The sequence below is a fragment of the Hydrogenophaga laconesensis genome, assembly GCF_031457235.1.
Lineage (GTDB): Bacteria > Pseudomonadota > Gammaproteobacteria > Burkholderiales > Burkholderiaceae_C > Hydrogenophaga > Hydrogenophaga laconesensis.
Map to the genome: position 1 here is coordinate 463,343 of NZ_JAVDWE010000001.1, position 23,543 is coordinate 486,885.

At 64.1% G+C, this 23,543-nt stretch carries 19 protein-coding genes and 1 riboswitch; of the genes, 18 read left to right on the forward strand and 1 reads right to left on the reverse strand.

The window, feature by feature from the left end; translation table 11 throughout:
• Positions 1-21: 21 nt before the first annotated feature.
• Positions 22-3,804, reverse strand: coding sequence for a DUF748 domain-containing protein (locus tag J2X09_RS02245; RefSeq protein ID WP_445352000.1), 3,783 nt, complete (start codon positions 3,802-3,804; stop codon positions 22-24).
• 600 nt (positions 3,805-4,404) lie between these two features.
• Between J2X09_RS02245 and J2X09_RS02250 the strand changes: the two genes are divergently transcribed.
• The 18 genes from J2X09_RS02250 to ribBA all read left to right on the forward strand — a co-directional run bounded on the left by J2X09_RS02250 (position 4,405) and on the right by ribBA (position 23,540).
• Positions 4,405-5,298 (forward strand): lytic transglycosylase domain-containing protein, encoded by an 894-nt coding sequence (locus J2X09_RS02250; RefSeq protein WP_204731719.1) that lies wholly within the window; start codon positions 4,405-4,407, stop codon positions 5,296-5,298.
• Positions 5,299-5,363: 65 nt separating this feature from the next.
• A riboswitch (ZMP/ZTP riboswitch) is annotated at positions 5,364-5,533 on the forward strand.
• Between the two features lie 36 nt (positions 5,534-5,569).
• On the forward strand, positions 5,570-6,814 hold the full coding sequence (gene glyA, locus J2X09_RS02255) for a serine hydroxymethyltransferase (RefSeq protein ID WP_204731720.1): 1,245 nt from the start codon (positions 5,570-5,572) through the stop codon (positions 6,812-6,814).
• Between the two features lie 34 nt (positions 6,815-6,848).
• Positions 6,849-7,298, forward strand: coding sequence for a transcriptional regulator NrdR (gene nrdR / locus J2X09_RS02260; RefSeq protein ID WP_204731721.1), 450 nt, complete (start codon positions 6,849-6,851; stop codon positions 7,296-7,298).
• Between the two features lie 109 nt (positions 7,299-7,407).
• Positions 7,408-8,022 (forward strand): GspH/FimT family pseudopilin, encoded by a 615-nt coding sequence (locus J2X09_RS02265; RefSeq protein ID WP_204731722.1) that lies wholly within the window; start codon positions 7,408-7,410, stop codon positions 8,020-8,022.
• 6 nt (positions 8,023-8,028) lie between these two features.
• Positions 8,029-8,511 (forward strand): type IV pilus modification protein PilV, encoded by a 483-nt coding sequence (pilV, locus tag J2X09_RS02270; RefSeq protein ID WP_204731723.1) that lies wholly within the window; start codon positions 8,029-8,031, stop codon positions 8,509-8,511.
• A gap of 8 nt (positions 8,512-8,519) precedes the next feature.
• The gene (locus tag J2X09_RS02275; protein WP_204731724.1) at positions 8,520-9,605 is read left to right on the forward strand and encodes a prepilin-type N-terminal cleavage/methylation domain-containing protein; all 1,086 of its coding nucleotides are present in this window, start codon (positions 8,520-8,522) and stop codon (positions 9,603-9,605) included.
• Between the two features lies 1 nt (position 9,606).
• Complete coding sequence (locus J2X09_RS02280; protein WP_310307243.1) at positions 9,607-10,146, forward strand: pilus assembly PilX family protein; 540 nt, start codon at positions 9,607-9,609, stop codon at positions 10,144-10,146.
• 39 nt (positions 10,147-10,185) lie between these two features.
• Positions 10,186-14,544, forward strand: a complete 4,359-nt coding sequence (locus J2X09_RS02285) for a pilus assembly protein (RefSeq protein WP_310307245.1) — start codon at positions 10,186-10,188, stop codon at positions 14,542-14,544.
• Positions 14,545-14,548: 4 nt separating this feature from the next.
• Positions 14,549-14,977 (forward strand): type IV pilin protein, encoded by a 429-nt coding sequence (locus J2X09_RS02290; protein WP_204731727.1) that lies wholly within the window; start codon positions 14,549-14,551, stop codon positions 14,975-14,977.
• Between the two features lie 18 nt (positions 14,978-14,995).
• Entirely contained in the window at positions 14,996-16,135 is a 1,140-nt protein-coding gene (gene ribD, locus J2X09_RS02295) for a bifunctional diaminohydroxyphosphoribosylaminopyrimidine deaminase/5-amino-6-(5-phosphoribosylamino)uracil reductase RibD (protein ID WP_204731728.1), read from the forward strand.
• A gap of 115 nt (positions 16,136-16,250) precedes the next feature.
• Positions 16,251-16,832, forward strand: coding sequence for a GspH/FimT family pseudopilin (locus tag J2X09_RS02300; RefSeq protein ID WP_204731729.1), 582 nt, complete (start codon positions 16,251-16,253; stop codon positions 16,830-16,832).
• Positions 16,829-17,413, forward strand: a complete 585-nt coding sequence (gene pilV / locus J2X09_RS02305) for a type IV pilus modification protein PilV (RefSeq protein ID WP_204731730.1) — start codon at positions 16,829-16,831, stop codon at positions 17,411-17,413. The genes J2X09_RS02300 and pilV (J2X09_RS02305) overlap by 4 nt, the downstream gene beginning before the upstream one ends.
• Positions 17,414-17,437: 24 nt before the next feature.
• Positions 17,438-18,241 (forward strand): PilW family protein, encoded by an 804-nt coding sequence (locus J2X09_RS02310; RefSeq protein WP_204731731.1) that lies wholly within the window; start codon positions 17,438-17,440, stop codon positions 18,239-18,241.
• The gene (locus J2X09_RS02315) at positions 18,238-19,005 is read left to right on the forward strand and encodes a pilus assembly PilX family protein (RefSeq protein WP_204731732.1); all 768 of its coding nucleotides are present in this window, start codon (positions 18,238-18,240) and stop codon (positions 19,003-19,005) included. Before J2X09_RS02310 ends, J2X09_RS02315 begins: the two co-directional genes overlap by 4 nt.
• Positions 19,006-19,023: 18 nt before the next feature.
• Positions 19,024-21,222: a pilus assembly protein gene (locus J2X09_RS02320; RefSeq protein ID WP_204731733.1), complete on the forward strand. Its 2,199-nt coding sequence runs from the start codon at positions 19,024-19,026 to the stop codon at positions 21,220-21,222.
• 44 nt (positions 21,223-21,266) lie between these two features.
• Complete coding sequence (locus tag J2X09_RS02325; RefSeq protein WP_204731734.1) at positions 21,267-21,689, forward strand: type IV pilin protein; 423 nt, start codon at positions 21,267-21,269, stop codon at positions 21,687-21,689.
• 79 nt (positions 21,690-21,768) lie between these two features.
• The gene (locus tag J2X09_RS02330) at positions 21,769-22,413 is read left to right on the forward strand and encodes a riboflavin synthase (protein ID WP_204731735.1); all 645 of its coding nucleotides are present in this window, start codon (positions 21,769-21,771) and stop codon (positions 22,411-22,413) included.
• A complete protein-coding gene (gene ribBA, locus J2X09_RS02335) occupies positions 22,410-23,540 on the forward strand; it encodes a bifunctional 3,4-dihydroxy-2-butanone-4-phosphate synthase/GTP cyclohydrolase II (protein WP_204731736.1) in 1,131 nt (376 codons plus the stop codon). Before J2X09_RS02330 ends, ribBA begins: the two co-directional genes overlap by 4 nt.
• Positions 23,541-23,543: the final 3 nt, after the last annotated feature.

Below are 23,543 nucleotides of genomic sequence, written 5' to 3' on the forward strand. Positions count from 1 at the left end.
GGGTATCGGGCAACCCGCAGGTTATCTCGGGGCCAGTCTGAGCTCGGCCTGCGGCTGCCACTTCTCACCCTGGTTGCCCAGCTGGGGCGCCCCCAGGAACATGCGTTCTTCAGCGAGCTGGCGGCTGGCCAGATAGTCCTTGACAACCACACCTCTTGCGACAGCGAGTTCTCGGATGGCATCGGACGACACGGGAATCGACGCCAGCAGCAAGGCTTCCATTTCCGTCTGCGGAATGTCCTTGGCCATGCCCACCAGATTGCGTGGTTTGGGAATGTCGGCTCGTCGATACACCTCTTTGAGCAGCGCGGGATACTCGGCGGCGCCCACCGTCAATGAATCGCTGATGGCAGTCCCCTCGCGCGCGAGGAGTCGGCGCTTTTCCGCCAGCACACGCTCATCCAGCCGCGCCCGCTGGTAGCCGCTGCGCTCGGCCTCCAGATCGCCATGTCCCACGACAGTGAGTTGCAGCGCAGGCCGATCGGCCAGGGCCTTGGCCACGGCGTCCAGCCGTTGCCGGGCTGCGCCGTCGAGGGACTTGCTGCCTGGCGCAAAGGCAACCTGGTTCATTTCTTCGCCGCCACCACCGAACGCCCCTGCGATGAGAGCGAAGGGCGAGGTGATGGCCTTCCCGATCAGGTTGAAGATGAGCCGGAAGATGAGCGGTGCGAGCTTGAACTGCGGATCGTTGAGCGATCCGCTGACGGGCAGGTTGATGTCGATCACGCCATTGCGGTCGGCCAGCAGTGCCACTGCGAGCTTCACCGGCAGGTTCGGCGCTTCACTGCCGGCCACGCGGTCACCGAAACTGAGCTGATTCAGGATGATCTGGTTGGTGGCGGTGAGCTGGCCATTCGGTTCGATCTTGTACGCCACATCCACACTGAGCTTGCCGCGCTCGATGCCATAGCCCGCGTACTTCACGCTGTAGGGCGACAGGGGTGGCAATTCCAGGTTGCGCACGCGACCCAGGATGTCCAGTGCCAGGGGCTGTGCCAACGGGTTCAGCTTGCCGTCGATCTCCAGCGCGGCCGTGCCTTCGGCGCGACCACGCAACGTGAGATCGGCCATCTGGGGAGCGCCGCCCGGCGGCACACTCGCGAATGCGCTCAGGCTGCCCGTGAGCTCGCTGAGGTTGGCCGAGTAGTTCGGCTTGATGAACCGGTCGGAGAACAGCACGCGGCCGTTCATCAGGCTGATCGGCCCGAAGCGGATGTCCGGGTCGGGAACAGCGCTGGCCGTGGTGGCTGGCGGCGTTGCCGCGGGGGCAGCCGGAGCCGCAGGAGTCACTGGCACGGCGCCTGCGGCCGGCGGGTCCTCGTGTTTCACCAGACCCTGCAGATTGATGCGGCCCGTCTCATCAATGATGAGGCGCGCGTAGTAGTCGCTCAACACGGTCTCGTCCACCGAGACGCGGGTGACTTGTCCCGGCGCCACGGCAAGCTGCAGACCCCGCAACTGCAGCGACTTCCAGGCCAGCAAGTCCTCAGCAGGTGACTGTGTGCTGGCGCTGAAATCGTCCAGCGACACGTTGCCGGCCACCGCCAGTCTCAAACCGGCGGATGGCAGCGACGCCTCCACCGTGCCCCGGTAGCTGGTGTCGGCCCGCAGCAGGTCCAGGTTCAGCCGGTCTCCAAAATAAGGCTCCAGCGCATGCACCGGCAAACGGTCGGCCTGCACCTTCAGCCGGGCGCGCAAGCTGTCGGCGTCGCGCGTACCCGCCCCGGGCAGGCGCAAGGTGCCATCGAGCACCAGCCGCCCCGGCTCAGCCCGGTTGCCCCGCGTTTCGCCCATGCGCAGTTGCAGCGAGACAGGCATGTCCGGCTGGCTGCGCTCCAGCGGCTGCAGGTTTTTCGCGCGCAGCTGGATCTGGCTGAGCTCGAGCCGCACGGGTTGCGACGTGGCCAAGTCTTCGTAGGCAACGGAACCCGCGTCCATCTGCACATCGGCCAGCGTCACACGCCATGGCGGGGCCTCGGCCTTTTTCGGTGCTGGCGCCGGAGAAGCCACGCCGGAGGCCGGCGCCTTCATCCACCGATCCACCATCCATCGCCCATCCTTGTCCCGCAAGGCGCGCACCTGCGGCCGATTGAGCACCACCGACCCGACCTCGACCGTGCTGGCAGCCAGGTCCACGCGAACATCCTGCACCTTCAGCGAGCGAACGCTGGCCTGGGGTTGCCGGCTGGCGCCCAGCCGCGCATCGTTGAGCTCGAAGCGACTGGCATTCAGCTTCAACCCCATGGGTTGATCGGCCGACGCGGCACGCCACTCCAGTTGCATCTCGGTCACCAGTCGGCCATCCAGCTCAGGCAACAGCACATCGGCGGCGTAAGGTGCAAAGGTGGACAACTGCAACTCACCCAGTGCCAGTTGCGCGTTGGCTTCGGCATCGGTTGCCGAACCCTTGAGCGTCAGTGGCGTCTCCCCCAGACGGGCAGACAGTTCGAAAGGCACAGGCGCCTGCACCGGCCAGGTCAACGCCTGGGCACTCACGCGCAGCGCCTCGAGGGCCAGGTCCGCGGCGGGCCTGACTGCGGCATCCGCCCAGCGCACGGTTCCACCATCGATGTCGAGGCGGGCCACGCTGACCTTCCAGGGTGGCGAGGGGGGCGAGGCCGATGAAGCGGCCGTGGGCGGCGTCTGGGCGGTAGCGCCTCCCGTCCATCCTTGAGCCACGCGTTGCAGGTTGAGAAGCCCCGCCGCGTCGCGGGAGATCGCCACCGCGGGTGTCTTCAGTTCGATGGACGCGAGATCTGCCAGTCCCGCCAAGGGCTCAAGACGGTTCAGGCTGACGCCCAGCCGCTCCCAGGCCAGCAGGTCCGCCTGTCCCGATGACCCGACCCGCTCGACCACGCGCAACCCCGACAGCGCGGCCGTTCCTGACAGGGAGAGGCGGGGCGTGTCCTGTTGCTCGAAGGCCAGTTTGAGCGCCAGCTCCAGCACACCGGCTTCGGGCCTCACGGGCCAGGCCGCTGGCCAGTAGGGCAGATAAGGCGCCAGATCCAGCGACGGGATGTCCAGGCTGGCATCGGTGTCGCGCGTGCGTGCGAAGGGTGTCGTGTCTGCCCTCGAATCAAAGGTGCTGCCATTGAGCGTGAACGCGAGGTGCGGCTGCGTCACCACGTCGCGACGCGATGCCAGATTGCTGAGAAAAGGCACGCCCAGAGACAGCCCTCTCAATTGATGGGTAACACCCGCACCGTCGTCCACGAACACAAGCTCGCCGTCCGACACCCGGACGTTGAACAGGGCAAACTGCAGAGGATCGGAAGCGGGTTTGTCATCCGCCGGGCGTAGCCGCGCCAGCACGTCATCGACGTCATAGCGGCCTTCGCCCAAGTGGCGCACCTCCAGCCTGGGCCGATCCAGTTCCACCGCATCGATCACGGGCGCCAGCCGGATCAGCGACTGAAGCTCGGCGTCCACATGGAAACGTGAGAGCGAGAACTGCTCGCCGCCATTCGCCCCAGCAACCCGCAGGCCATCCACCGTCAGCTCGAGCGACCAGGGACGGAAGTCCACCCTCTCCACCGTCACCACACGTCCCAAGACGGCACTGCCCTGCTTCTCGATCTGCCACTTCAACAGAGGTGGCATGGCAAGCCAGGCCACGGCCCAGAGAATGAGGAGCCCGAGAAGCGCCCGCAAGAGCCGCCTTGCCCATCGGCCCCCGGGCAATCGGGAGAGGATCGTGTTCATCATGCGCATGGTTGCCAACTCATCCCGCGAGTGTCGTCGAACTCCAGGGACACCACCCGGACGCACATACATGGAACACAAAAAAGAAACCCCGGCAAGCATGGCCTGCCGGGGTTGACGGCGGGCTAGATGCTCTTGCCGTCGGCTTTGGCGGAGGGAGTTGGATGTCTCTCCAGCCTGGAAGCAACAGATTGCTCCCGTTGGGGGCTGACTTGCGGTTCTCCGCGTCGTCAGCTTGTGCCTGTCTTCAGACAGACGACTGCAGATTACTCCGGTTGTTCGCCACGATCAAGAGCCGGCATCCCCCGTCACCATGCAGATTTTCAATCAAGGCACGAAGCATCATTCGGACACCCCGAAACCACGTTTTGGCACATGAAAGGTGCTAATCAGCCGATAAACGGTAGGTTGGTGCCCGCCTTCCCGGGAGGCCCGCAAACACGCGCATTGCCGCTAGCAAAGCAGTTCGACCCGCCGGTATGCCCAATTTTTTATATCGAAAAGTAGGCTTGAACCAATTCTTAAACATTGACTCGATATTAATAAGTCCATAGGATGCGCCAGTTTTGCCCGTTTGGAGGGTAAACCCGACCGCTGCCTCACCGGCTAACTCGACCGCTCCTTCATGGATCGGGCCGTCGATGGCGACCAATCCAGTCGGCCCAGCTCCCACGGGCAGGCCGACGCAGAAAGGAGCGATGAATGACCGCGCATGACGCAACGCCACCCGAGAGCACCTCACGTGCCGTGGCATCCATCAAGACCGCTGTTGCAGACGCCTACCAAGGCTTCTTCGACATCACCCACAACAGCCTTGCCCTGCTGGGCACGCTGGCCGCCGTGGCGCTCATCACCCTGAGCGCGCGTGCCGATCTGCGCGCCAGTGCAGAGGAGCAGTTGCTGGGCTGGCTGCTGGAACGGCAGGAAGCCGCCACCGCCGACGCGGTCTACACCGCCGAGCCGAGCGCCATCGACCGCGTGACCGCCGCACAGCCAGACGAGCTGCCCAAGCAGCAGGCCAACGTGACCTACTGGCTGAGCCGGAAGTACCGCGTCGCCCCCGAACCGCTGAGTGTCCTCGTCGCCGAGGCGTTTGAGGTGGGCGAGAAGGCCAAGCTCGACCCCACGCTCATCCTCGCGGTGATGGCGGTCGAATCGCGTTTCAACCCCTTTGCCCAGAGTCCTGTCGGTGCACAGGGGCTGATGCAGGTGCTGACTCGCGTGCACACCGACAAGTACAACGACTTCGGCGGCCAGCTGGCCGCCTTCGATCCGGTGTCCAACCTGCGTGTCGGTGCTCGCGTGCTGCAGGAAGCCATCAAACGGGCCGGATCCGTGGAAGGTGGGCTGCGCCTGTATGTCGGTGCTGTCACCACCGATGGCAGCTGGTACATCAACAAGGTGATGGCCGAGCACATGCGAATCCAGAGCGTCGCGCTGGGCAAGCCTATGCAGCGCCTGCCTCAGCCCCGCCCCACCACCGTGGTGGCACCCGCAACGCCTGCTCCGGTCGCACCGCCGGGAGGCGAAATCGAAGCCGAGGGACCGGCGACGCCGGGCGCACTGCCTTCGAGCCCCGCCCTGTCGCGCTCCTGATCGCGGGAACACGCACAGTGTCGGCAGGCCGTCGCGGCAACCTCACTTCCAGCCTCGGCTAAACTAGCCGGGTACGCAACTGGCGATAGGTGCGCACCCCGGCTCATGTCAGCCGGAGGATGCCGCTGACGTGGCCCCCCTGGCCGATTCGTGATCGGCACCAGGGACAACCACTGGGAAGCGTACCGCCCGGTCTTCAGGACCGGGTGTTCAGCCGTTCGCCTGGGCAGCCCTTGTCACCGCGCAAGGTTCCACGTCTTGAAGGACTGCCATGTACGACCGCAATATCCTCATCCAGCAAACCGACCCCGAACTGTTTGCTGCCATCCAGGCCGAGAACGCGCGCCAGGAACACCACATCGAGCTCATCGCCAGCGAGAACTACGCCTCGCCTGCCGTCATGGCCGCCCAAGGCACGCAGCTCACCAACAAGTACGCTGAAGGCTACCCTGGCAAACGCTATTACGGTGGCTGCGAATACGTCGACGTCGCTGAACAGCTCGCCATCGACCGGGCCAAGCAGCTCTTCGGTGCCGAGGCCGCCAACGTGCAGGCGCACTGTGGCGCTTCCGCGAACGAGGCTGTCTTCCTGGCCTTCCTCAAGCCCGGTGACACCATCATGGGCATGAGCCTGGCCGAAGGTGGCCACCTCACCCACGGCATGGCCCTCAACATGAGCGGCAAGTGGTTCAACGTTGTGTCCTACGGCCTCAACGACAAGGAAGAGATCGACTACGACGCCATGGAGCGCAAGGCCCACGAAACCAGGCCCAAGCTGATCATCGCGGGTGCCTCGGCCTACAGCCTGCGCATCGACTTCGCCCGTTTCGCCAAGGTCGCCAAGGACGTGGGCGCCATCTTCATGGTGGACATGGCGCACTACGCAGGCCTGATTGCGGCAGGGGTCTACCCCAACCCGGTGCCACACGCCGACGTGGTCACCTCCACCACCCACAAAAGCCTGCGCGGCCCGCGCGGCGGCATCATCCTGATGAAGGCGCAGCATGAGAAGGCGATCAACAGTGCCATCTTCCCTGGCCTGCAAGGTGGCCCGCTGATGCATGTGATCGCCGCCAAGGCAGTGGCATTCAAGGAAGCCCTCTCGCCAGAATTCACAGCATACCAGCAGCAAGTGCTGACAAATGCGGCCATCGTCGCCGAAACCCTGACCTCACGAGGCCTGCGCATCGTCAGTGACCGCACCGAGAGCCATGTGATGCTGGTCGACCTGCGCGCCAAGGGCATCACCGGCAAGGAAGCCGAGGCTGTGCTGGGAAGTGCGCACATGACGATCAACAAGAACGCCATCCCGAACGACCCGGAAAAGCCGATGGTCACCAGCGGCGTGCGCATCGGGACCCCGGCCATGACCACGCGCGGGTTCAAGGACGACGAGGCGCGCCTGACGGCCAACCTGATTGCCGACGTGCTGGACAACCCGCGCGACCCGGCCAACATCGAAGCCGTTCGCGCCAAGGTCAATGCCCTGACGGCGCGTTTCCCCGTCTACAAATGACGCCTTTCGGCCGCCCAGCGGGCGTGCACACCGCATGAAATGCCCGTTTTGCGGCCATCTTGAAACCCAGGTGGTTGAAACCCGCGTGTCTGAAGACGCGGATTTCATCCGCCGCCGCCGCCAGTGCGGCCACTGCGAGAAGCGGTTCACGACCTACGAGCGCCCCGAAGTGAGCTTTCCCGCGGTCGTCAAGAAGGACGGGCGACGGGTGGACTACGTGCCCGCCAAGCTGCGGGCGTCGTTTTCGCTGGCACTGCGCAAACGCCCGGTCAGTACGGAGCAGGTCGATGCGGCGATCGAACGCATCGAGGAAAAGCTGCTTAACCTCGGTGCGCGGGAGGTGCCCGCCGCCCGCCTGGGCGAGATGGTGATGCGCGAGCTGAAAAAACTCGACAAGGTGGCGTATATCCGGTTTGCCAGCGTCTACCGGAGCTTCGAAGACATCGACGAATTCAGGGCTCTGGTCGACGAAGTTCGACGCTGAATGCGGCCAATCGCACGCGCACTTGAAACGCTTTCCCGCTCGTCGCGAGGCTCCTGTCTTTCATCGGGTCTCTCGGAGCGTTAGCAGCTGTAACAGGCAGACTGGCGGAATGGGAAATGTCCGCCAATCCGCTTCATGGCCGCGTCAGTCTGGCCATCGCGGCGTCACGCTGATCGAATTGATGGTGGCCGTCAGTGTGCTCGCCATCCTGCTGGCCATTGCTGCCCCGAACTTTCAGGGAATGACCGCCTCCAGCCGACTGACCTCTGTCAGCAACGAGTTGCTCGGGAGCATTCAGCAAGCTCGAGCGCAGGCCATTCGCACGGGAGCGCGGGTTACGGTATGCAGAAGCACCAACGGAACCCAATGCGATACCACCACAGGCGTCGGCTGGGACAGAGGCTGGATTGTGTTTGGAGATACCACCCGAAGCGGGGCCGACGCGGCTGTGGACACCGGGGAAACCATTCTCACGCGGATCACAACCCCGGGAACTGGTGCATCCGTGGCGGGCTCCGCGCAGGTCGCAAACTACGTTTCATTCGCTGCAGACGGTAGGCCACGCCTCATGGGCGGAGGTATTCAAGCCGGCACCTTGCGGGTATGCAGCTCCAGCGACGCCCTGAGAAATGACACGAGGGCACGTGACATCGTGCTGACCACCGCCGGGCAAATCAACGTTGTACGTCCCGCCAACGTAGCCAACAACTGTCCCAATCCCTGATCCGAGATGAAAAAAACTCACCGATCCAACCATTGCACCCGACGTCAGGATTCACGTGGGGCCTCACTGATCGAAGTGCTGGTGGCCGTGCTGATTCTCAGCCTCGGGCTACTCGGCATGGCGGCCCTTCAATCCCGGGCGGTGAAAGGCAATGTGAGCAGCGGGCAACGTGCGCAAGCCGTCATGCTCAGCCACTACGTGATCGATGTGATGCGGGTGGACAGGGAAAGCGCCAAAGGCGGGAGCTACAACACCGGAAGCGACTTCATCTGCAACCCGAATGCCTTCAATGGAACCAGCCTGGCGGAAACATCTCGCAGAGCATGGCTGACGTCTGTGAAGCAGAACATCGGGCGTGCCGACGACAACACCACCTGCGCGCATATCGCGTGCGATGCAGACTATGCGTGCACCGTCCAGATTCGCTGGGACGACAGTCTCAGCGGTGGACTGGCCAATCAGACACTCGTCATCAGCTCGCGGGTTTGAAGCACGCCATGCCACATTCCACAACTCACCGTCTGAGCCGCCGCAGTCATCGTTCAAAGCCGTTGCGGCAACGCGGGCTCACCTTGGTCGAGCTTCTGGTGGCCATGACCTTGGGGCTGATCCTCATTGGCGGCGTGCTGAGCGTTGTCGTGACCACACGTCAGACACTCCGAGTCAATGAAAATCTCGCCAGACTTCAGGAGGGCGCACGCTTCTCATTCGAGATCATGGCTCGAGAAATCAGAGAGGCCGGATTGGTTCCGTGCGGCACCCGGCTGACGGCCAATGTGCTGCGCACCACAGGATCACCCAACGTGACGTGGTGGGCCAACACCGACGCAGGCATGCTGCGAGGCTACGACGATACCCAGGACAGCGCCGACATCGTAGCCATCGGCACAAGCCCGACAGACCGCGTGACCGGCACGGACGCCATCGTGATGCTCCGTCCCGCAGGCGACGAGCTGTCTTTCCGGCAGATTACCTCTCATGACGCTGGCACGACCAGCTTTGCCTTCTCTTCGCCGACCACCTTTACCAATTCCGATGTGGCGTTGGTGTGCGACGGCAGAAGCAGCGCTCTGTTCCAGATCCGGACCGTCACCAGCACGCCTTCCACGGTTCAATATGGAGGTGCTCCGCTCAACTGTTCCACGGCACTGGGCAGCGTGCAAGCGCAATGCGCCACGCCGGTCGCCAAGACATTTGATCCCGATGCAACCATCGCTCGTTGGGATCCAGCGTTCTGGTACGTGGGTATCAATGGCCAGGGAGGCCGGTCCCTGTTCCGCGCAAGAATGGGCCTGGACGCCGGAGGGCAGCTGGTGACCTTGCGGGAAGAAATGTCACCCGGGGTCGACAACCTGCAGATTGACTACCTCACGCGAAACCGTGACACAGGCAACGTTCTGGGCACGGCCTGGGTTCCAGCCTCCCACGCCAACTTCAATGCCGGCTGGACCAGCACCACCGCAGAAGTGGTGGCTGCTCGCCTGACCTTGAGCTTGAATACCGCTGAGGCCGTCGGATCGGATGGACAGCGCATCCAGCGACAACTTATCGTGGTTGCCTCGTTGCGCAACAGGGACCTTTGACATGCAGCGAAAGTCCTACCCGTCTTACCGTCGCACCGAAAAGGGCGTGGCATTGATCGTCGCATTGATCATGGTGGTGATCATGTCATTGCTGGGCCTGGCAGGCGTCCGGATGATTCTCCAAGAAGAGAAGATGGCCGGATATGCCTACGACCGCACGCTGACATTCCAGGCGGCAGAAGCTGCGCTGAGGGAAGCGGAGAACGGCATAGATCAGGTCAAGCCGGAACCTTTGAGTGGCGCATGCAGCACCTTCTCGTCAGGTATCTACAGCGTCCGGGCCTGCCCTCCCGCATTGGCCGGCGCGGCCACACCCCGTTGGCTGGACACGGCGTTCACGGGCTGGGCGAATGCTGCCACCGTGGGCACAGGCTCGCTTGCCGTGACGCCCCAGTACTTTGTCGAATACCTCGGATCAGGTTTCCCCTGTGGGCTTGACCCCTCAGCGCCCCCTGTTTGCAAACGCTACCGCGTAACTGCCCGGGCCGGGGGCAATGGTCGGGCCGCCGTCATGGTCCAGTCGCTTTATGCCTCCGACTGACGCAGGACATCCAATACAGGAACGAAAGGAAGTATCCCCATGGGCTCCATCACACGCACCATGACCGCTCTCCGATGGGGATCGGTCGGCCTCAGCAGCTTCTTGGCCATGGCTTCGCATGCGCTGGTCATTCCCAATGTGCCGCTGTCGGTGCAACAGAGTGTCAGCCCACTGGTCATGCTGGTGGCGGGCAAGGATCACCGCTTTTTCTACGAGGCTTACAACGACGCCAGCGACATCGATGGCGACGGTGTGCTCGATGTGCGCTACAAGCCGAGCATCACCTACTTCGGGTTGTTCAATTCCGAGCTGTGCTACACGCACAACAACGATGCCACCAATTCAGGCCGCTTCAGACCTGTTGCCACGACGACCGCGGCTGACGCCTACAGATGCACCCAGCCATCCACGCCCGATCGTTGGTCTGGCAACTGGCTGAACTACGTCACGACGAGCCGCATCGACGCGATGCGGGTGGTGCTCTATGGCGGCGCGCGCGAAGTGGACAGCACGAGCAGCACCATTCTGCGTCGAGCCTATATTCCCCAGGACGCGCATTCGTGGGCCAAGGAGTACACCAGCGCGACAGTGGATGGGTACCGCATCAGCGACTACACGCCACTCGCCCAACCTGCGACCAACCGCCGTCACTTCTTTGGCAACCTCACGGCCAATGCTGGTACCAACTGCGCCACGCTGGACAACTGCAGCAACCTACCACCACTGCTATCCGTCGTCACCGATTCGAACCGGCGAGTCTGGGAATGGGCATCCAAGGAGCGCCCCGTGCTGGACGGCTCGCATGGCGGTACACGCACCGACCGGACCGTGCGAGTGGAAGCCTGCAGAACCGGCTTCACGGGTGGCTGCAAGCTGTATCCGAACGGCCAGTACAAGCCAGTCGGGCTACTTCATGAATATGGCGAAAACAACTCGATGCTGTTCGGCATGCTCAGTGGTAGCTACGACAACAGCATGGCGGGAGGACGCCTGCGCAAGGTGATTTCCTCCTTCGCAGATGAGGTCAACGCCAGCACAGGCCAGTTCACCGCCAACGCGACCATCGTCAGGACGTTCGATCGCCTGCGCATTCGGGACTACAACAACGGCAACACCAGCCAGCAGTACCGGGGCGGCTGGGTCACCACACGTGCCCCCAACGTGGGCGAGTTCCCGGACTGGGGCAATCCGATCGGGGAAATGATGTACGAGTCCCTGCGCTACTTTGCAGGGCGAGGAAGCGCGACCACCGCCTTCATGGGGTCGACGACCGTAGACGCGGAAGTGGGGTTGTCCAACGCCACATGGGACGATCCCTATTCCGCCAACAGCGGTGCGGCCCGGGCGCCCATGTGTGCGCGCGGCAACATGCTCGTCATCTCGGACATCAATGTTTCCTACGACTCCGATCAGGTCCCGGGCGCCCTTACGCCCACTTTCGCTCCATCGACGGTCACCGGCGACTTGAGTGGGTTCAATGCACTGACCGAGGCCGACAACATCACGTCGCGTGAGCCTGGCGTGCCCGGGAACCGATTCATCGGTCAATCGGGCGGGGTGTTCGATTCCGCTCCATCTCCCAAGCAGGTCAACAGCCTGGGCAACATCCGAGGCCTTGCACCGGAAGAGCCCACCAAACAGGGCAGTTACTACTCTGCGTCCGTAGCGGCCTTCGGCAAACGCTCCGATCTTCGGACCGACCTTGCAGGCAGACAGAGCGTGGACTCATTCGTGGTGGCCCTCGCATCGCCCCTGCCCCGCATCGAGGTGCCCATGGCTAATGACCGTCGCATCACCCTGGTGCCCTTTGCCAAGTCCGTCAGTGGCAGCGGGATTTCCAATGCGAAAGGGGCTTATCAGCCAACCAACCAGATCGTTGATCTGTACGTTGAAGAAATCGTCAACTCCGGGGCGGCGGACGCGAACCCTGCGGTGAACGGTGGCAGGTACTACGCCAAGTTCCGGATCAACTACGAGGACGTGGAACAGGGTGCCGATCACGACATGGACGCCATCGTCGAGTACACAATCAGTGCGAATGCGAACAACACAGTGACCGTCACCCTTCGCCCGATCTATCAGGCTGGTGGCATTCAGCACCGCATGGGCTACATCATCTCCGGCACTTCGGCTGACGGTGTGTACCTCGAGGTCCAGGATGAAAGCGACACGACCCCCTACTTCCTGAACACCCCACCTGGCCAACTGCCGGGCTATTGCGACAGAACTACCGTACCCTCCGCCTGTAACCGCTTGCCCTATCTCGGTGCCAGCAGTGGCGGAGACACGGCCACCCGTACCTTCAGCCCAGGCACGGCTACAGGCGCCACGCTGCTCAAGGACCCTCTGTGGTATGCCGCCAAATGGGGGGGCATGGTCGACAGCAACAGCAACCATCTGCCCGATCTGAACAGCGAGTGGGATGCCGACGGCGATGGCGTGCCCGACACCTACTTCCTGGTTCAAAACCCGCTCAAGCTCAAGGAATCGCTCAAGAAGACGTTGGACAACATCGCCGCGCGCTCAAGCAGCGCGAGTAACGTGTCTGCCAACAGCACCAGCATTTCCTCGTCATCCCGGCTCTACCAGGCCGTGTTCAACACACAACGCTGGTCTGGCGACCTGGTCGCCTATCCCGCCACGGTCAACGGGGTGGGAACCACTCCATCATGGCAGGCCGGCTTGGCCATGCCGGCATGGAACGAGCGCAACATCTTCATGCGCACCTCCGATTCCAGCACCGTCAGGCTCAGCAACTTCGGCAGCCTCTCCGTTTCGGATCAGGCTGCGCTGGGCAGCAGCACCGTGCTTGAGTACCTGATGGGCAGGCGCACTGCAGAAGTCCAGAACGGTGGTGCGCTGCGCGACCGAGGCAGCGCCTTGGGCGACATCGTGCACTCATCACCCTACTACGACCGGAACACCGACGTCGTGTACGTGGGTGCCAACGATGGCATGCTGCACGCCTTCCGCGGCAACGACGGCCGGGAACTGTTCGCGTTTGCGCCACGCCAATCGGTGTCACGTCTGCGCAGTCTATCTGCCACGGGCTATGTCCATGACTACTACGTGGACGGCGATGTGGTGGTGTCGGACCGGAGCGCGGCGTCCAACAACAACAGCTACCTCTACAGCCTTCTCGGACGTGGTGGAAAAGGCCTGTTCTCGCTCAACGTCACTGCGCCGTCTACCTTTGGCACCAGCTCGTTCCTGTGGGAATACACCCCGGCGGGCAGCACCGCCGCCGCCGCCGATGCCAACCTGGGCAAGATGCTGGGCCGCCCCACCATTGCCAGATTGAACAACGGAAGGCTGGGAGTCATTGTCGGCAACGGGTACGACAGCACCAGCCAAAGAGCGGTTCTCTACATCTTCATTATCAACGCCGATGGCACGCTCAACCGGGTGAGGCAGATCGACACCCTGGTCGCCGGAGACAACGGGCTGGCCGGCCCAGGCATCTATGACGCCAACAACGATGGCACGGCCGACTATGTGTTTGCCGGGGACCTGCATGGCAATGTCTGGAAATTCGACCTGACCTCGAACGATCCGGACAGCTGGCATGTGGCTTACAGCGGCGCGCCACTTTTCCAGGCGCGCGACCATACCGGTGCGGCGCAGCCCATCACCGCCCCGATGAATGCGATCGTGAACACCCAGAATGGCGATCCCAATCGCAACCGGGTGTTTGTCTTCTTTGGAACCGGCTCCTATTTCAAGAACGGCGACACAAGCGACAGGCAGCGGCAGACCTGGTACGGCGTGATGGGGGATGTACTTACTCCCATCAACAGTAGCCGTGCTGCCGGCGCATTGCGCGCCCGCACGATCACTGCCACGGGAGTGGTTGGTGGCCTTGCCAGTCGAACCTTCTCCACCGCCGCACCCAACGACATGGTCGGTATGAGCGGCTGGTACATGGACTTCACCACTCCGGTGGATGGAGAGCGCATCACCACAGGCGCCAAAGTCGTCAACTTCGCCGTCCCCGGCCTGACAGTCAGTTCGATGTATCCCGTGCCGGACGACCCGTGCGTGCCTGGGGGCAGGGGCTACCTCAATGTGGTCAGTCCTTTCAGCGGAGCCGCCTTCACATTGGGCCTGCTCGATATCAATCGCGACAACAATTTCTCGAACGACACCCTGACCGCTGCCAATGGCACGGTGGGCTACATTGGCTCTGTGGACCTGGGTGTCGGCATTCCCACGGAAGCGTTGCCCATGGGTGCCCCTGGACGCGTCATCATCTTCATTGGAGGCTCGGGAGACACCGGCAGTGGAACAGGTGGCGCCACCGACCCCGCCACCACTGGAGGCCTCATCAAGCACCTGACCGGCCTGGGTGCGACAGCATTGAAAGGCCGCATCTCCTGGCGCGAAATCGTGAGAGACTGACGCCATGAACGAATTGAAACAACGCCAGTCATCCGAAGGGGGCTTCACCCTGATCGAGCTGATGATCGTGGTCGCGATCATCGGAATACTGTCCGCCATCGCCTACCCCGGCTATCAGAGCTACGTCATGCGCACCAACCGTGCCGTCGCAGCAGGCTGCCTTCAGGAGATGGCACAGCAGATGGAAAGGCGTTACACCACCACCATGGCGTACAACTCGACCGCCACGCTGCCTGTGCTGGCGTGCACCGGCGAAGTGGCTGGCCGCTACACCTTCGCGTTCGCGTCCGGGCAACCGACCGCAACCACCTATCGCATCGAGGCAACGCCTGCCACCCAAATCGGCGATACGCGTTGTGGCACCCTCGGACTGTCCCAGCAAGGCACCAAGACCATCTCCGGTACAGGCGCGGTCAATGATTGCTGGCGCTAAAGGCCGGATTGCCTCCGCATGAGTTGCATCTCGGAGCAGTTGAAGCAACTGGCTCTGCAATCCCTGCGCCTCTCCAACCCCAATCCCCGCGTCGGCTGCGTCATCACCACCCCCGATGGCCGCGAGATTGGCACAGGGCACACGCAGCGCGCAGGCGGTCCGCACGCGGAAGTGATGGCGTTGCGCGACGCGCAGGCACGGGGCGAATCGGTGGTGGGCGCCACCGTGTACGTCACGCTCGAACCCTGCTCCCATCACGGGCGCACGCCGCCATGTTGTGACGCATTGATCGCCGCTGGCGTGGGCAAGGTCGTGATCGCCGCAGGCGATCCGAACCCCCTTGTGGCGGGCCAGGGGGCCGAGCGCCTGCGCGCGGCGGGCGTCGCAGTGGAATGGCTCCCTGCCGACCACGAGGCTGCCAGGGCGTCGCGCGAACTCAACATCGGGTTCTTCAGCCGCATGGTCCGCCGCACACCCTGGGTGCGTATGAAGATGGCTTCGTCGATGGACGGCGTCACCGCACTGGACAACGGTACGAGCCAGTGGATCACCGGTGAGGCCGCACGCGCCGACGGGCACGCCTGGCGTGCACGGGCCTGCGCCGTGCTCACGGGCATCGGCACGGTCCTGGAGGACGACCCGATGCTGGACGTGCGGCTGGCCGACACACCGCGGCAACCCCATCTGGTGGTGATCGACAGCCGCCTGCAGACCCCCACGACAGCGCGTCTTTTCAACACCCCCGCCAACGGACTCCCGCGACAGCTGTGGATCTACCATGCCGTGCGCGACGCCGAACGGGAAGCCGCCCTGCAGACTCTGGGCGCGACGCTCATTCCCATGCCAAGCGGCCACGGCAAGGTCGATCTGCCCGCGATGCTGGGCGATCTGGCGCGCCGCGAGGTGAACGAGCTGCATGTGGAGGCAGGCCACAAGCTCAACGGATCGCTCCTGCGGGAAGGCCTGGTCGATGAGATCCTGCTGTACCTCGCACCACAGCTCCTTGGCAAGGGCGCAGGCCTGACCGATTTCGGCCCTCTGCAGAATCTGCAGGACGGCGTGCAGCTGGCCTACGAATCGGTGGACAAGGTGGGCAATGACCTGCGCATCCTGGCCCGACGGCAAGGCCGCGATGGGTTCCTCGGCGACATGACCTGACTCACCGCCCTGCCGCGCGACCTGCATGGAGCCGCACGGCATAAGCGTCACTGCGACTTCGGCATATTTGACTTATTTAATTCTTTTGAATTAATTTTCCAATTAGAGTGCCGGCATGCCCCATGCCAGAACACTCTGCCGGAACCGCCGCCGCCGGCCCCGCGGCGTCACGCTGATTGAAATGCTGGCCGCCATCGCGCTGCTGGTCATCCTGACATCGGTCGCCATTCCGTCGTACACAAGCATTGCGAACCAGTACCGCCTCGACACGGTTTCCGACGAGTTCATGGCGTCCGTGCAGCTGGCCCGTGTGGAGGCCGTTCGCCTCGGGCAGGATGTCATGCTCCAACGCACCACCACCTGTGAGGGGACTCTGTCCTCCACCGCGGACTGGAGTTGTGGGTGGCAGGTGTTTGCCGACACCAACGGCAATCGGGCAATGGACGACACGGAAGCGGTGCTGCAGTCGGTGGTGGTTCCGGCTGGTGTCACTTTCCAGAAGGGCCCCGCAGGCAGTCCGAGATACCTGCTGATCGACCGCTTCGGACGGACCACCTCATTCGGCCAGCGCTTCGAGGCCTTTCCCAGAAACCAGAACGTGGTGGATGGACAGTTAATCTGTTTCTCGACCGGTACGCGCTTGCGCACGGTCAAGCGCGTGGAGAAATGTCCTGCGCTGCCGGGAGAGAACGCATGAGCCCGGCGCGCCATGCAGAACAGGGCAGCATGCTCCTGGAAGCGCTGATCGCGGTGCTGGTGCTTGCCCTGGGTGTCCTGGGTCTGGCCGCGACACAAACGCGCACACTTGTCACGGCACGCACCACCGAATTCCGCAACATCGCCATGCGCGCGGTGGACGACCTCCAGGAGCGCATGCGGGCCAACCACCACATCCTGCTTCAACCACCGGCCTTCAACCCTTATCTGACCTCCTGGGGTGAGCCTCCCCAGGCCAGCACGAACTGCGACGCCTCGCCCTGCGAAGGCTTCACCATGGCCGCCCACGACATCGCCGAGTGGAAAACCATGTTGGCCCGAAGCCTGCCGGACGGCGACGCATGGGTGTTCCCCTCCACCCAGGACCCCACTCAATTCGGCGTTCTGGTGGCGTGGACAGATCCCCGGTTGCGCAACGACAGCCACGCCAGCGAGGCCGACATCGCGTTGTTCGCCCAGGCGGTGTCCGTGCGCGATGCGCAGGGGCAGGCCGGCACCGGGGTGGCCGGCCTGGAGTGCCTGGCGCGGCACACCTGCCACCTTGTCTACTTCCGCCCCTGATCGCCAACGGTGAGCAGCGCGTCCATGCAACGCCCTCCCCGGCAACGCGGCATGACCTTGGTCGAGCTGCTGATCGGCCTCGTCATTGGTCTCCTGGTGGTGGTCGCGGCCATGGGCAGTCTCGTGCACATGCGAACCGCCTCCTTCCTCATCGGGGACAGCACGCGCCTCCAGCAAGAGGCCGCCACGGCCTTCCGGATCATCGGCAGCGTCGCGCGGCAGGCCGGCGCCCGCCATCTGGAAAACACCCTCGGTGCAGCCCGCGTGGTATTCAACCCGCAATACGCCGGCTATGGCATCCGGCCGGACACCGGACATGCCATTTCGATACGGGGCACGGACGGCGCCTCCGGTCTGTCCGACACGCTCGAGATCCGGCGCGACGCCGGCGTCTGGGAAGCCGAAGGCATCGATTGTCTGGGCGAAGCGACCAACAAGGGCATGTCGAAATCGGGCGAAATCGACAGCGCCAGCCAGAAGGAAATCACCAACGCATTCAGCGTGATCGCGGATCGGCTGCGTTGCGATGGCTCGGGTCCGACACCCGGGTCGTACGGCGTGGTCAGCGGTGTTGAGGATTTCCAGGTCTGGTACGGCGTTCGGGAAGGCAATGCCCTTCGCTACACGACTGCCACCGCATTGGCGCGCGTTTCACCGGCGCCATGGGACCGCGTGGAGACCTTGCGCATCTGCCTGCGTCTCGTCGGCGAATCCAGGGGCCACCCTGCGGCCAGTGCGCCGGGCTGCCAGGGCGAGACAGTCGAGAGCGACGGTCGTCTGCGCCGCGTCTTCTTCCGTGTCTTCCAGTTGCGCAACGCCGGCCCATGAGCGATCGACCCACAACCACGCCGCTCCAACGCGAGCGGGGCTTCGCGCTCATCTTTGTCATGGTGATGCTGCTCCTGTGCGGTCTCGTCGTTCTTGGCAGTGCGCGCCTGGGTTGGCTCCAAGAGAGAATGCTCGGCGCGGAGAGCGATCACCAGCGGGCGTTCGCTGCCGCCGAAGCCCTCATCCGCGACGCCGAACTTGACATCCGGGGACAGCAGGCCAACGCCGACCAGCCCTGCCGACCTGAACCTGCCTTCGTGGGCTGCCGCAACTTCGGCGCCGGGCACCCATTCTTCCCCCAGGACGAAAACGACCTCGACCTTCTACAAGCCAGGCTGGCATCCACAGCAACAGGTTGCCTGCGGGGTATCTGTCTGCCCAGCACCGTCAGGGCCCTCGGCCTGGACAACTGGACCACCCAGCTCCCGGCAATGACGGCCGGCACGGGGGACACATCGGTTGCGGCAAGGTACGGCGAGTTCACCGGCATCCATCCAGCCTCGGCCGGCAACGCCCTGCTGCACTGGTCCCGGCCGGGCGACGCATCCGCCGTCGCGCCTCGCGCCTGGTACTGGGTGGAGGTGTTCTGGTACGACAGCGGCATTCCCGCCGGGGCAGCTTCATTGCACGAACTCACGCCCGACCAGAAGCACCCCTTCGTCTACCGGATCACCGCCTACGTGCAAGGGCTGAAGCCGGGAACCCGTGTGTGGCTGCGCTCGGTCTACGTCCCCCGGCCACAAGCCGGCCGCGGTCTTCAATGAATGCCGGGAAGCTTTCGCATGCATCGCGCTCTCCTGAACCCCCACCTTGCCGCTATCGCATCGACACTGCTGTCCTGCACGTCGCTGGCCGCGCCACTGAACCTGGCGCAGCCCCTCATCTCACCTGAACCGGCGATGCCGAACGCTGCGCCCCTCGCAACAAGCATTGCCGTGAGTTCCGGCCGACTGCGGTCGGACGAGATGACCTATGTCGCAGGCTTCAGCGTCCGGTCATGGAGCGGCCATCTGAGCGCATACCGCATCGACGCCGTCAGCGGTGAAGTCCACAGTGCGCCGACATGGAGTGCCAACGCACTGCTCGACGCCCCGACGCTGGACCCAGACACCCGAAACATCCTTTCCCACAACAGCGAAGGCGGCATCGCGTTTCGCTGGAACGAACTGGGTCTGGCACAACGCCAGCACCTCCAGGGATCAGGGGGTACGGCAGAGGGGCAACGCCGCCTCGACTACCTGCGCGGCCACGACGGCAATGAGATCGGCCAGACCGGCGGCACCTTGCGGCGCCGGTATTCCCGGCTGGGCTCCATCGTCGGCGCGAACATCTGGCTGGTGCGGCCGCCCGATCGATTGGCCTATGAACACCCTGGCCACGCGGCCTTCCGCAAAGCGTACGCACAAAGGCCCACCATGCTGTATGTCGGCGCCAACGATGGGATGTTGCACGCCTTCGATGCCCTCAACGGGCGTGAAATGATGGCCTATGTTCCTCGCGGCATCTACGAGAACCTGTGGGGCTACACGCAGCCGGAACACCCCCACCACTACCTGGTGAATGGCCAGGTGTTCAGCGGCGATGCCGATGTGAGCGGCAACCACGCCGAAGACAGCACAGGCCTGGCAAGCCAATGGCGCACGCTGCTGGTCGGTGGCCTGGGCGGAGGGGGCCGCGGCTATTTCGTCCTCGACATCACGCAGCCGCTGTCCGCCTCGAACGCGACGTCCAGTTTCCGGCCTTCCGGCGTGGTGCTGGACCGCACCTTTCCGAGCGCGGCAACGCCTCCCGACGACGAGAGCCGGGATGTGGGTCATTTCTATGCGCCTCCCGTTACAGCTCTCGCCCACACCGCGCGAAGCGAGCAGATCGTCAAGCTCAACAACGACCGCTGGGCAGTGGTCATGGGCAACGGCGTCAACAGCGTCAACGAACGACCGGTTCTTTTGATCCAGTACCTCGACGGCCCGAAGGAACTCCAGCGCCTGGTGGCACGACCGGCCAAAGGTCAGTCCAACGGGCTTTCGGCTCCGCGCCTGCTGGACGTGAACGGCGACGGCCGTGCCGACATCGCCTACGCCGGCGACCTTCAAGGCCATCTGTGGAAATTCGACCTGTCCCATACCGACCCCAGGAGATGGGGCGTCAGCGCGTGGGCGATGGGAGCCGAGCCTTGCCAGGAGAGCGACGCCTGCATGCCCTTCCACACAGCACGAACCGACCCACCACAGTCCGACCCTCAACCCATCACGGCCGCCCCGATCTGCATGCCCCATCCACTGGGCGGCATGCAGGTCCTGTTCGGCACCGGGCGCAACCTGACGGCGACCGACCCGGGTGACATCCGTGTACAGACCATCTATGCGTTGTGGGACAGAAGCACCTACCTGCCTGGCAAGGACAGCGCAGGCCGCCGCACACTGCTCACATCGAACCAGCAACGCGTTCCCCCAGGACGTGAAGCCCTGATCCGGCAATCCATAACCGGCACCGTGAGAAGCCAGGCATCGGCTACCGATACAGCCACACCCTACTTTCACAGTTCGCGCCGGCCGGTGCCATACGACCGATCCGACCCCAACACGCCACGCGGCTGGTTCCTCGACCTGCCGCAAGCGCGGGAACGCGTACTGACCAACCCGCAGCTCTTCGAAGGCCAGAAGGTGATCGTCTTCTCCACCGCCCCTGCCCTTGCGCCGAGCCCCGAAACCGGGTGGGCAACGGTGCTCAACATCTTCACGGGACAACCTGCCCAGGCCCCGGTCTTTTCCACCGCAGATGCCACCATGGCGATGTCCGACGCTTCACGGGTCCGCTTTGGCACCGGCGAGTTCACAGCCATTCACACACGTCGGGGCGATCTCGACCTGCTCTCGTTCCAGCCAGACTGCACGCCCCTGCATGCGGCGTGCACGGGCAAACTGCGACTCACCGCGGGCAAGGATCCCGGCAAGCGAGCGGACTGGCGAGAAATCCCATGAGAAGGCCCCTGCAAGAACCCCGGAAAGTGGCCAAGCCCGAGACCATGAGGCAGAAGCAAGGGGGGTTCACACTGTTCGAATTGCTGGTCGTGACGACCCTGGTGGCGGTGCTGGCCAGCATTGCCATGCCGCGATACACAGAATACCTGCAGCGCAGCCATCGCGTTCACGCCCAGGCCGCCCTTTTGCGCGCCGCCCAATGGCTGGAACGGGCCGCCACGGCACAGGGCTCCTATCCAGAGCGAAAAGCCATCCCGGCCAGTGTGCTGTCCGTCGAAGGCGACCGCTACACGCTCGGGTTCCGATCCCTGGACGCCAGCAGCTACCGTCTGCAGGCCACGCCCATCGGCGCGCAAGGCTCGGATCCATGCGGCGTTTTCGAGCTCAACGAGACGGGAGCCCGGGCACAGATCGCCACCTCGCTCGTCCCGGCACCCCTGCCCACCCAGGCGTGCTGGAACCGGTAATGCCTCTCGACATCACCAGCTGCAGCGGGCTTGAACAGCCCGCAGCCGCCGATTTCTCAAACCCTGCGAAAATAGCGGGATGTTTACCGGCATCATCACCGGCGTGGGGCGCATCACCGACCTCCACGACCTGGGCAGCTCTTTGGACCACGGCAAGCGACTCACCCTCGAGGCGCCGCCGGGATACCTCGACGACGTGGGCCTGGGCGACAGCATCGCCCTCAACGGTGCCTGCATGACCGTCACTTCGCTGGACCTGCCCCAGCGCCATTTCACCATCGACATCTCGGCGGAATCCCTGGCCCGAACCACCGGTCTGGCCCGCACGGGCCACCGCATCAACCTGGAAAAAGCCTTGCGTGCCCACGATCGCCTGGGGGGGCACATCGTCTCCGGGCATGTGGACGGCGTGGGCACCGTGACCCGATTCGCCCAGGTGGGTGAAAGCTGGGAGCTGCGGGTGCTCGCGCCTGGCGAACTGGGCAAGTACCTCGCCTACAAGGGCTCGATCACGGTCAACGGCGTGAGCCTGACCGTCAACCGCGTGGACGACAGCTCCGCAGGCTGCGAGTTCAGCATCAACCTCATTCCCCACACGGTGCACAACACCGCGCTGGGGGAACTGGCGGAAGGCAGCTCCGTCAACCTCGAGATCGACACCGTGGCGCGCTACGTCGAGCGCATGCTCAGCGCTGGTGTGCAACCCAACAAGGAATCCGCATGAACGCCCCAGAAAAACTGGCTACCGTGGCCATCTCGCCGGTCGAGGACATCGTCGCCGACATGCGCGCGGGGCGGATCGTGATCCTGGTCGACGAAGAGGACCGCGAGAACGAGGGCGACCTGGTGCTGGCAGCCGACCACGTCACACCCGAAGCCATCAATTTCATGGCCCGTTTTGGCCGTGGCCTGATCTGCCTCACCCTCTCCCGCGAGCGCTGCGAACGCCTGCGCCTGCCACCCATGGTGCCTCGCAACGGCACCAAGATGGGCACAGCCTTCACCATTTCCATCGAGGCCGCCGAAGGCGTCACGACCGGCATCTCGGCCGCTGACCGCGCACGTACGGTGCAAGTGGCGGTCGCGGCGAACGCCCAGGCCTCCGATCTGGTGCAGCCCGGCCACATCTTCCCGCTTCAGGCGGTCGACGGCGGTGTGCTCATGCGGGCCGGCCACACGGAAGCCGGCTGCGACCTCGCGGCCATGGCCGGCTGCAGCCCCGCTGCGGTGATCTGCGAGATCATGAAAGACGACGGCACCATGGCGCGGCTGCCCGACCTTCAGGTGTTCGCGGCCGAGCACGGCTTGAAGATCGGCACCATTGCCGACCTGATCGAACACCGCAGCCGCACCGAGTGCCTGGTGAAAAAGCTCGGCACCCGCAGCCTGAACACCGCCTTCGGCGAATTCCAGGCCACCGCGTTCAGCGACCAACCCAGCGGTGCCCTGCACCTGGCTTTGGTGAAGGGCCAGTGGGGCCCGGAAGACAGTGTGGCCGTGCGTGTTCACGAACCTCTTTCCGTGCTGGACGCGCTGGAAGTTGGCCGCTCGATGCACTCGTGGAGCCTGGAAGCCAGCCTGCGCTACATCGCGGAAGCCGGTGCCGGCGTGGCGGTGTTGCTCAACTGCGGCGAAAGCGCCAGCCAGTTGCTGGCGCAATTCGAAGGCACGGCGCGCTCTGCCCAGGCGCCCGAGCGCGGGCGCATGGACCTGCGCACCTACGGCGTTGGCGCCCAGATCCTGCGCGACAGCGGTGTGCACCGCATGCAGCTCATGGGCAACCCGCGGCGCATGCCCAGCATGGCGGGCTACGGGCTCGAGATCACCGGCTACCTGAGCCGCGACAACTGACCC

Bases quoted from the DNA above. Each gene is read 5' to 3' on its own strand.
- J2X09_RS02245 (WP_445352000.1), bottom strand. From the start codon at position 3,804: ATGCTTGCCGGGGTTTCTTTTTTGTGTTCCATGTATGTGCGTCCGGGT.
- J2X09_RS02250 (WP_204731719.1), top strand. From the start codon at position 4,405: ATGACCGCGCATGACGCAACGCCACCCGAGAGCACCTCACGTGCCGTG.
- glyA (WP_204731720.1), top strand. From the start codon at position 5,570: ATGTACGACCGCAATATCCTCATCCAGCAAACCGACCCCGAACTGTTT.
- nrdR (WP_204731721.1), top strand. From the start codon at position 6,849: ATGAAATGCCCGTTTTGCGGCCATCTTGAAACCCAGGTGGTTGAAACC.
- J2X09_RS02265 (WP_204731722.1), top strand. From the start codon at position 7,408: ATGGGAAATGTCCGCCAATCCGCTTCATGGCCGCGTCAGTCTGGCCAT.
- pilV (WP_204731723.1), top strand. From the start codon at position 8,029: ATGAAAAAAACTCACCGATCCAACCATTGCACCCGACGTCAGGATTCA.
- J2X09_RS02275 (WP_204731724.1), top strand. From the start codon at position 8,520: ATGCCACATTCCACAACTCACCGTCTGAGCCGCCGCAGTCATCGTTCA.
- J2X09_RS02280 (WP_310307243.1), top strand. From the start codon at position 9,607: ATGCAGCGAAAGTCCTACCCGTCTTACCGTCGCACCGAAAAGGGCGTG.
- J2X09_RS02285 (WP_310307245.1), top strand. From the start codon at position 10,186: ATGGGCTCCATCACACGCACCATGACCGCTCTCCGATGGGGATCGGTC.
- J2X09_RS02290 (WP_204731727.1), top strand. From the start codon at position 14,549: ATGAACGAATTGAAACAACGCCAGTCATCCGAAGGGGGCTTCACCCTG.
- ribD (WP_204731728.1), top strand. From the start codon at position 14,996: ATGAGTTGCATCTCGGAGCAGTTGAAGCAACTGGCTCTGCAATCCCTG.
- J2X09_RS02300 (WP_204731729.1), top strand. From the start codon at position 16,251: ATGCCCCATGCCAGAACACTCTGCCGGAACCGCCGCCGCCGGCCCCGC.
- pilV (WP_204731730.1), top strand. From the start codon at position 16,829: ATGAGCCCGGCGCGCCATGCAGAACAGGGCAGCATGCTCCTGGAAGCG.
- J2X09_RS02310 (WP_204731731.1), top strand. From the start codon at position 17,438: ATGCAACGCCCTCCCCGGCAACGCGGCATGACCTTGGTCGAGCTGCTG.
- J2X09_RS02315 (WP_204731732.1), top strand. From the start codon at position 18,238: ATGAGCGATCGACCCACAACCACGCCGCTCCAACGCGAGCGGGGCTTC.
- J2X09_RS02320 (WP_204731733.1), top strand. From the start codon at position 19,024: ATGCATCGCGCTCTCCTGAACCCCCACCTTGCCGCTATCGCATCGACA.
- J2X09_RS02325 (WP_204731734.1), top strand. From the start codon at position 21,267: ATGAGGCAGAAGCAAGGGGGGTTCACACTGTTCGAATTGCTGGTCGTG.
- J2X09_RS02330 (WP_204731735.1), top strand. From the start codon at position 21,769: ATGTTTACCGGCATCATCACCGGCGTGGGGCGCATCACCGACCTCCAC.
- ribBA (WP_204731736.1), top strand. From the start codon at position 22,410: ATGAACGCCCCAGAAAAACTGGCTACCGTGGCCATCTCGCCGGTCGAG.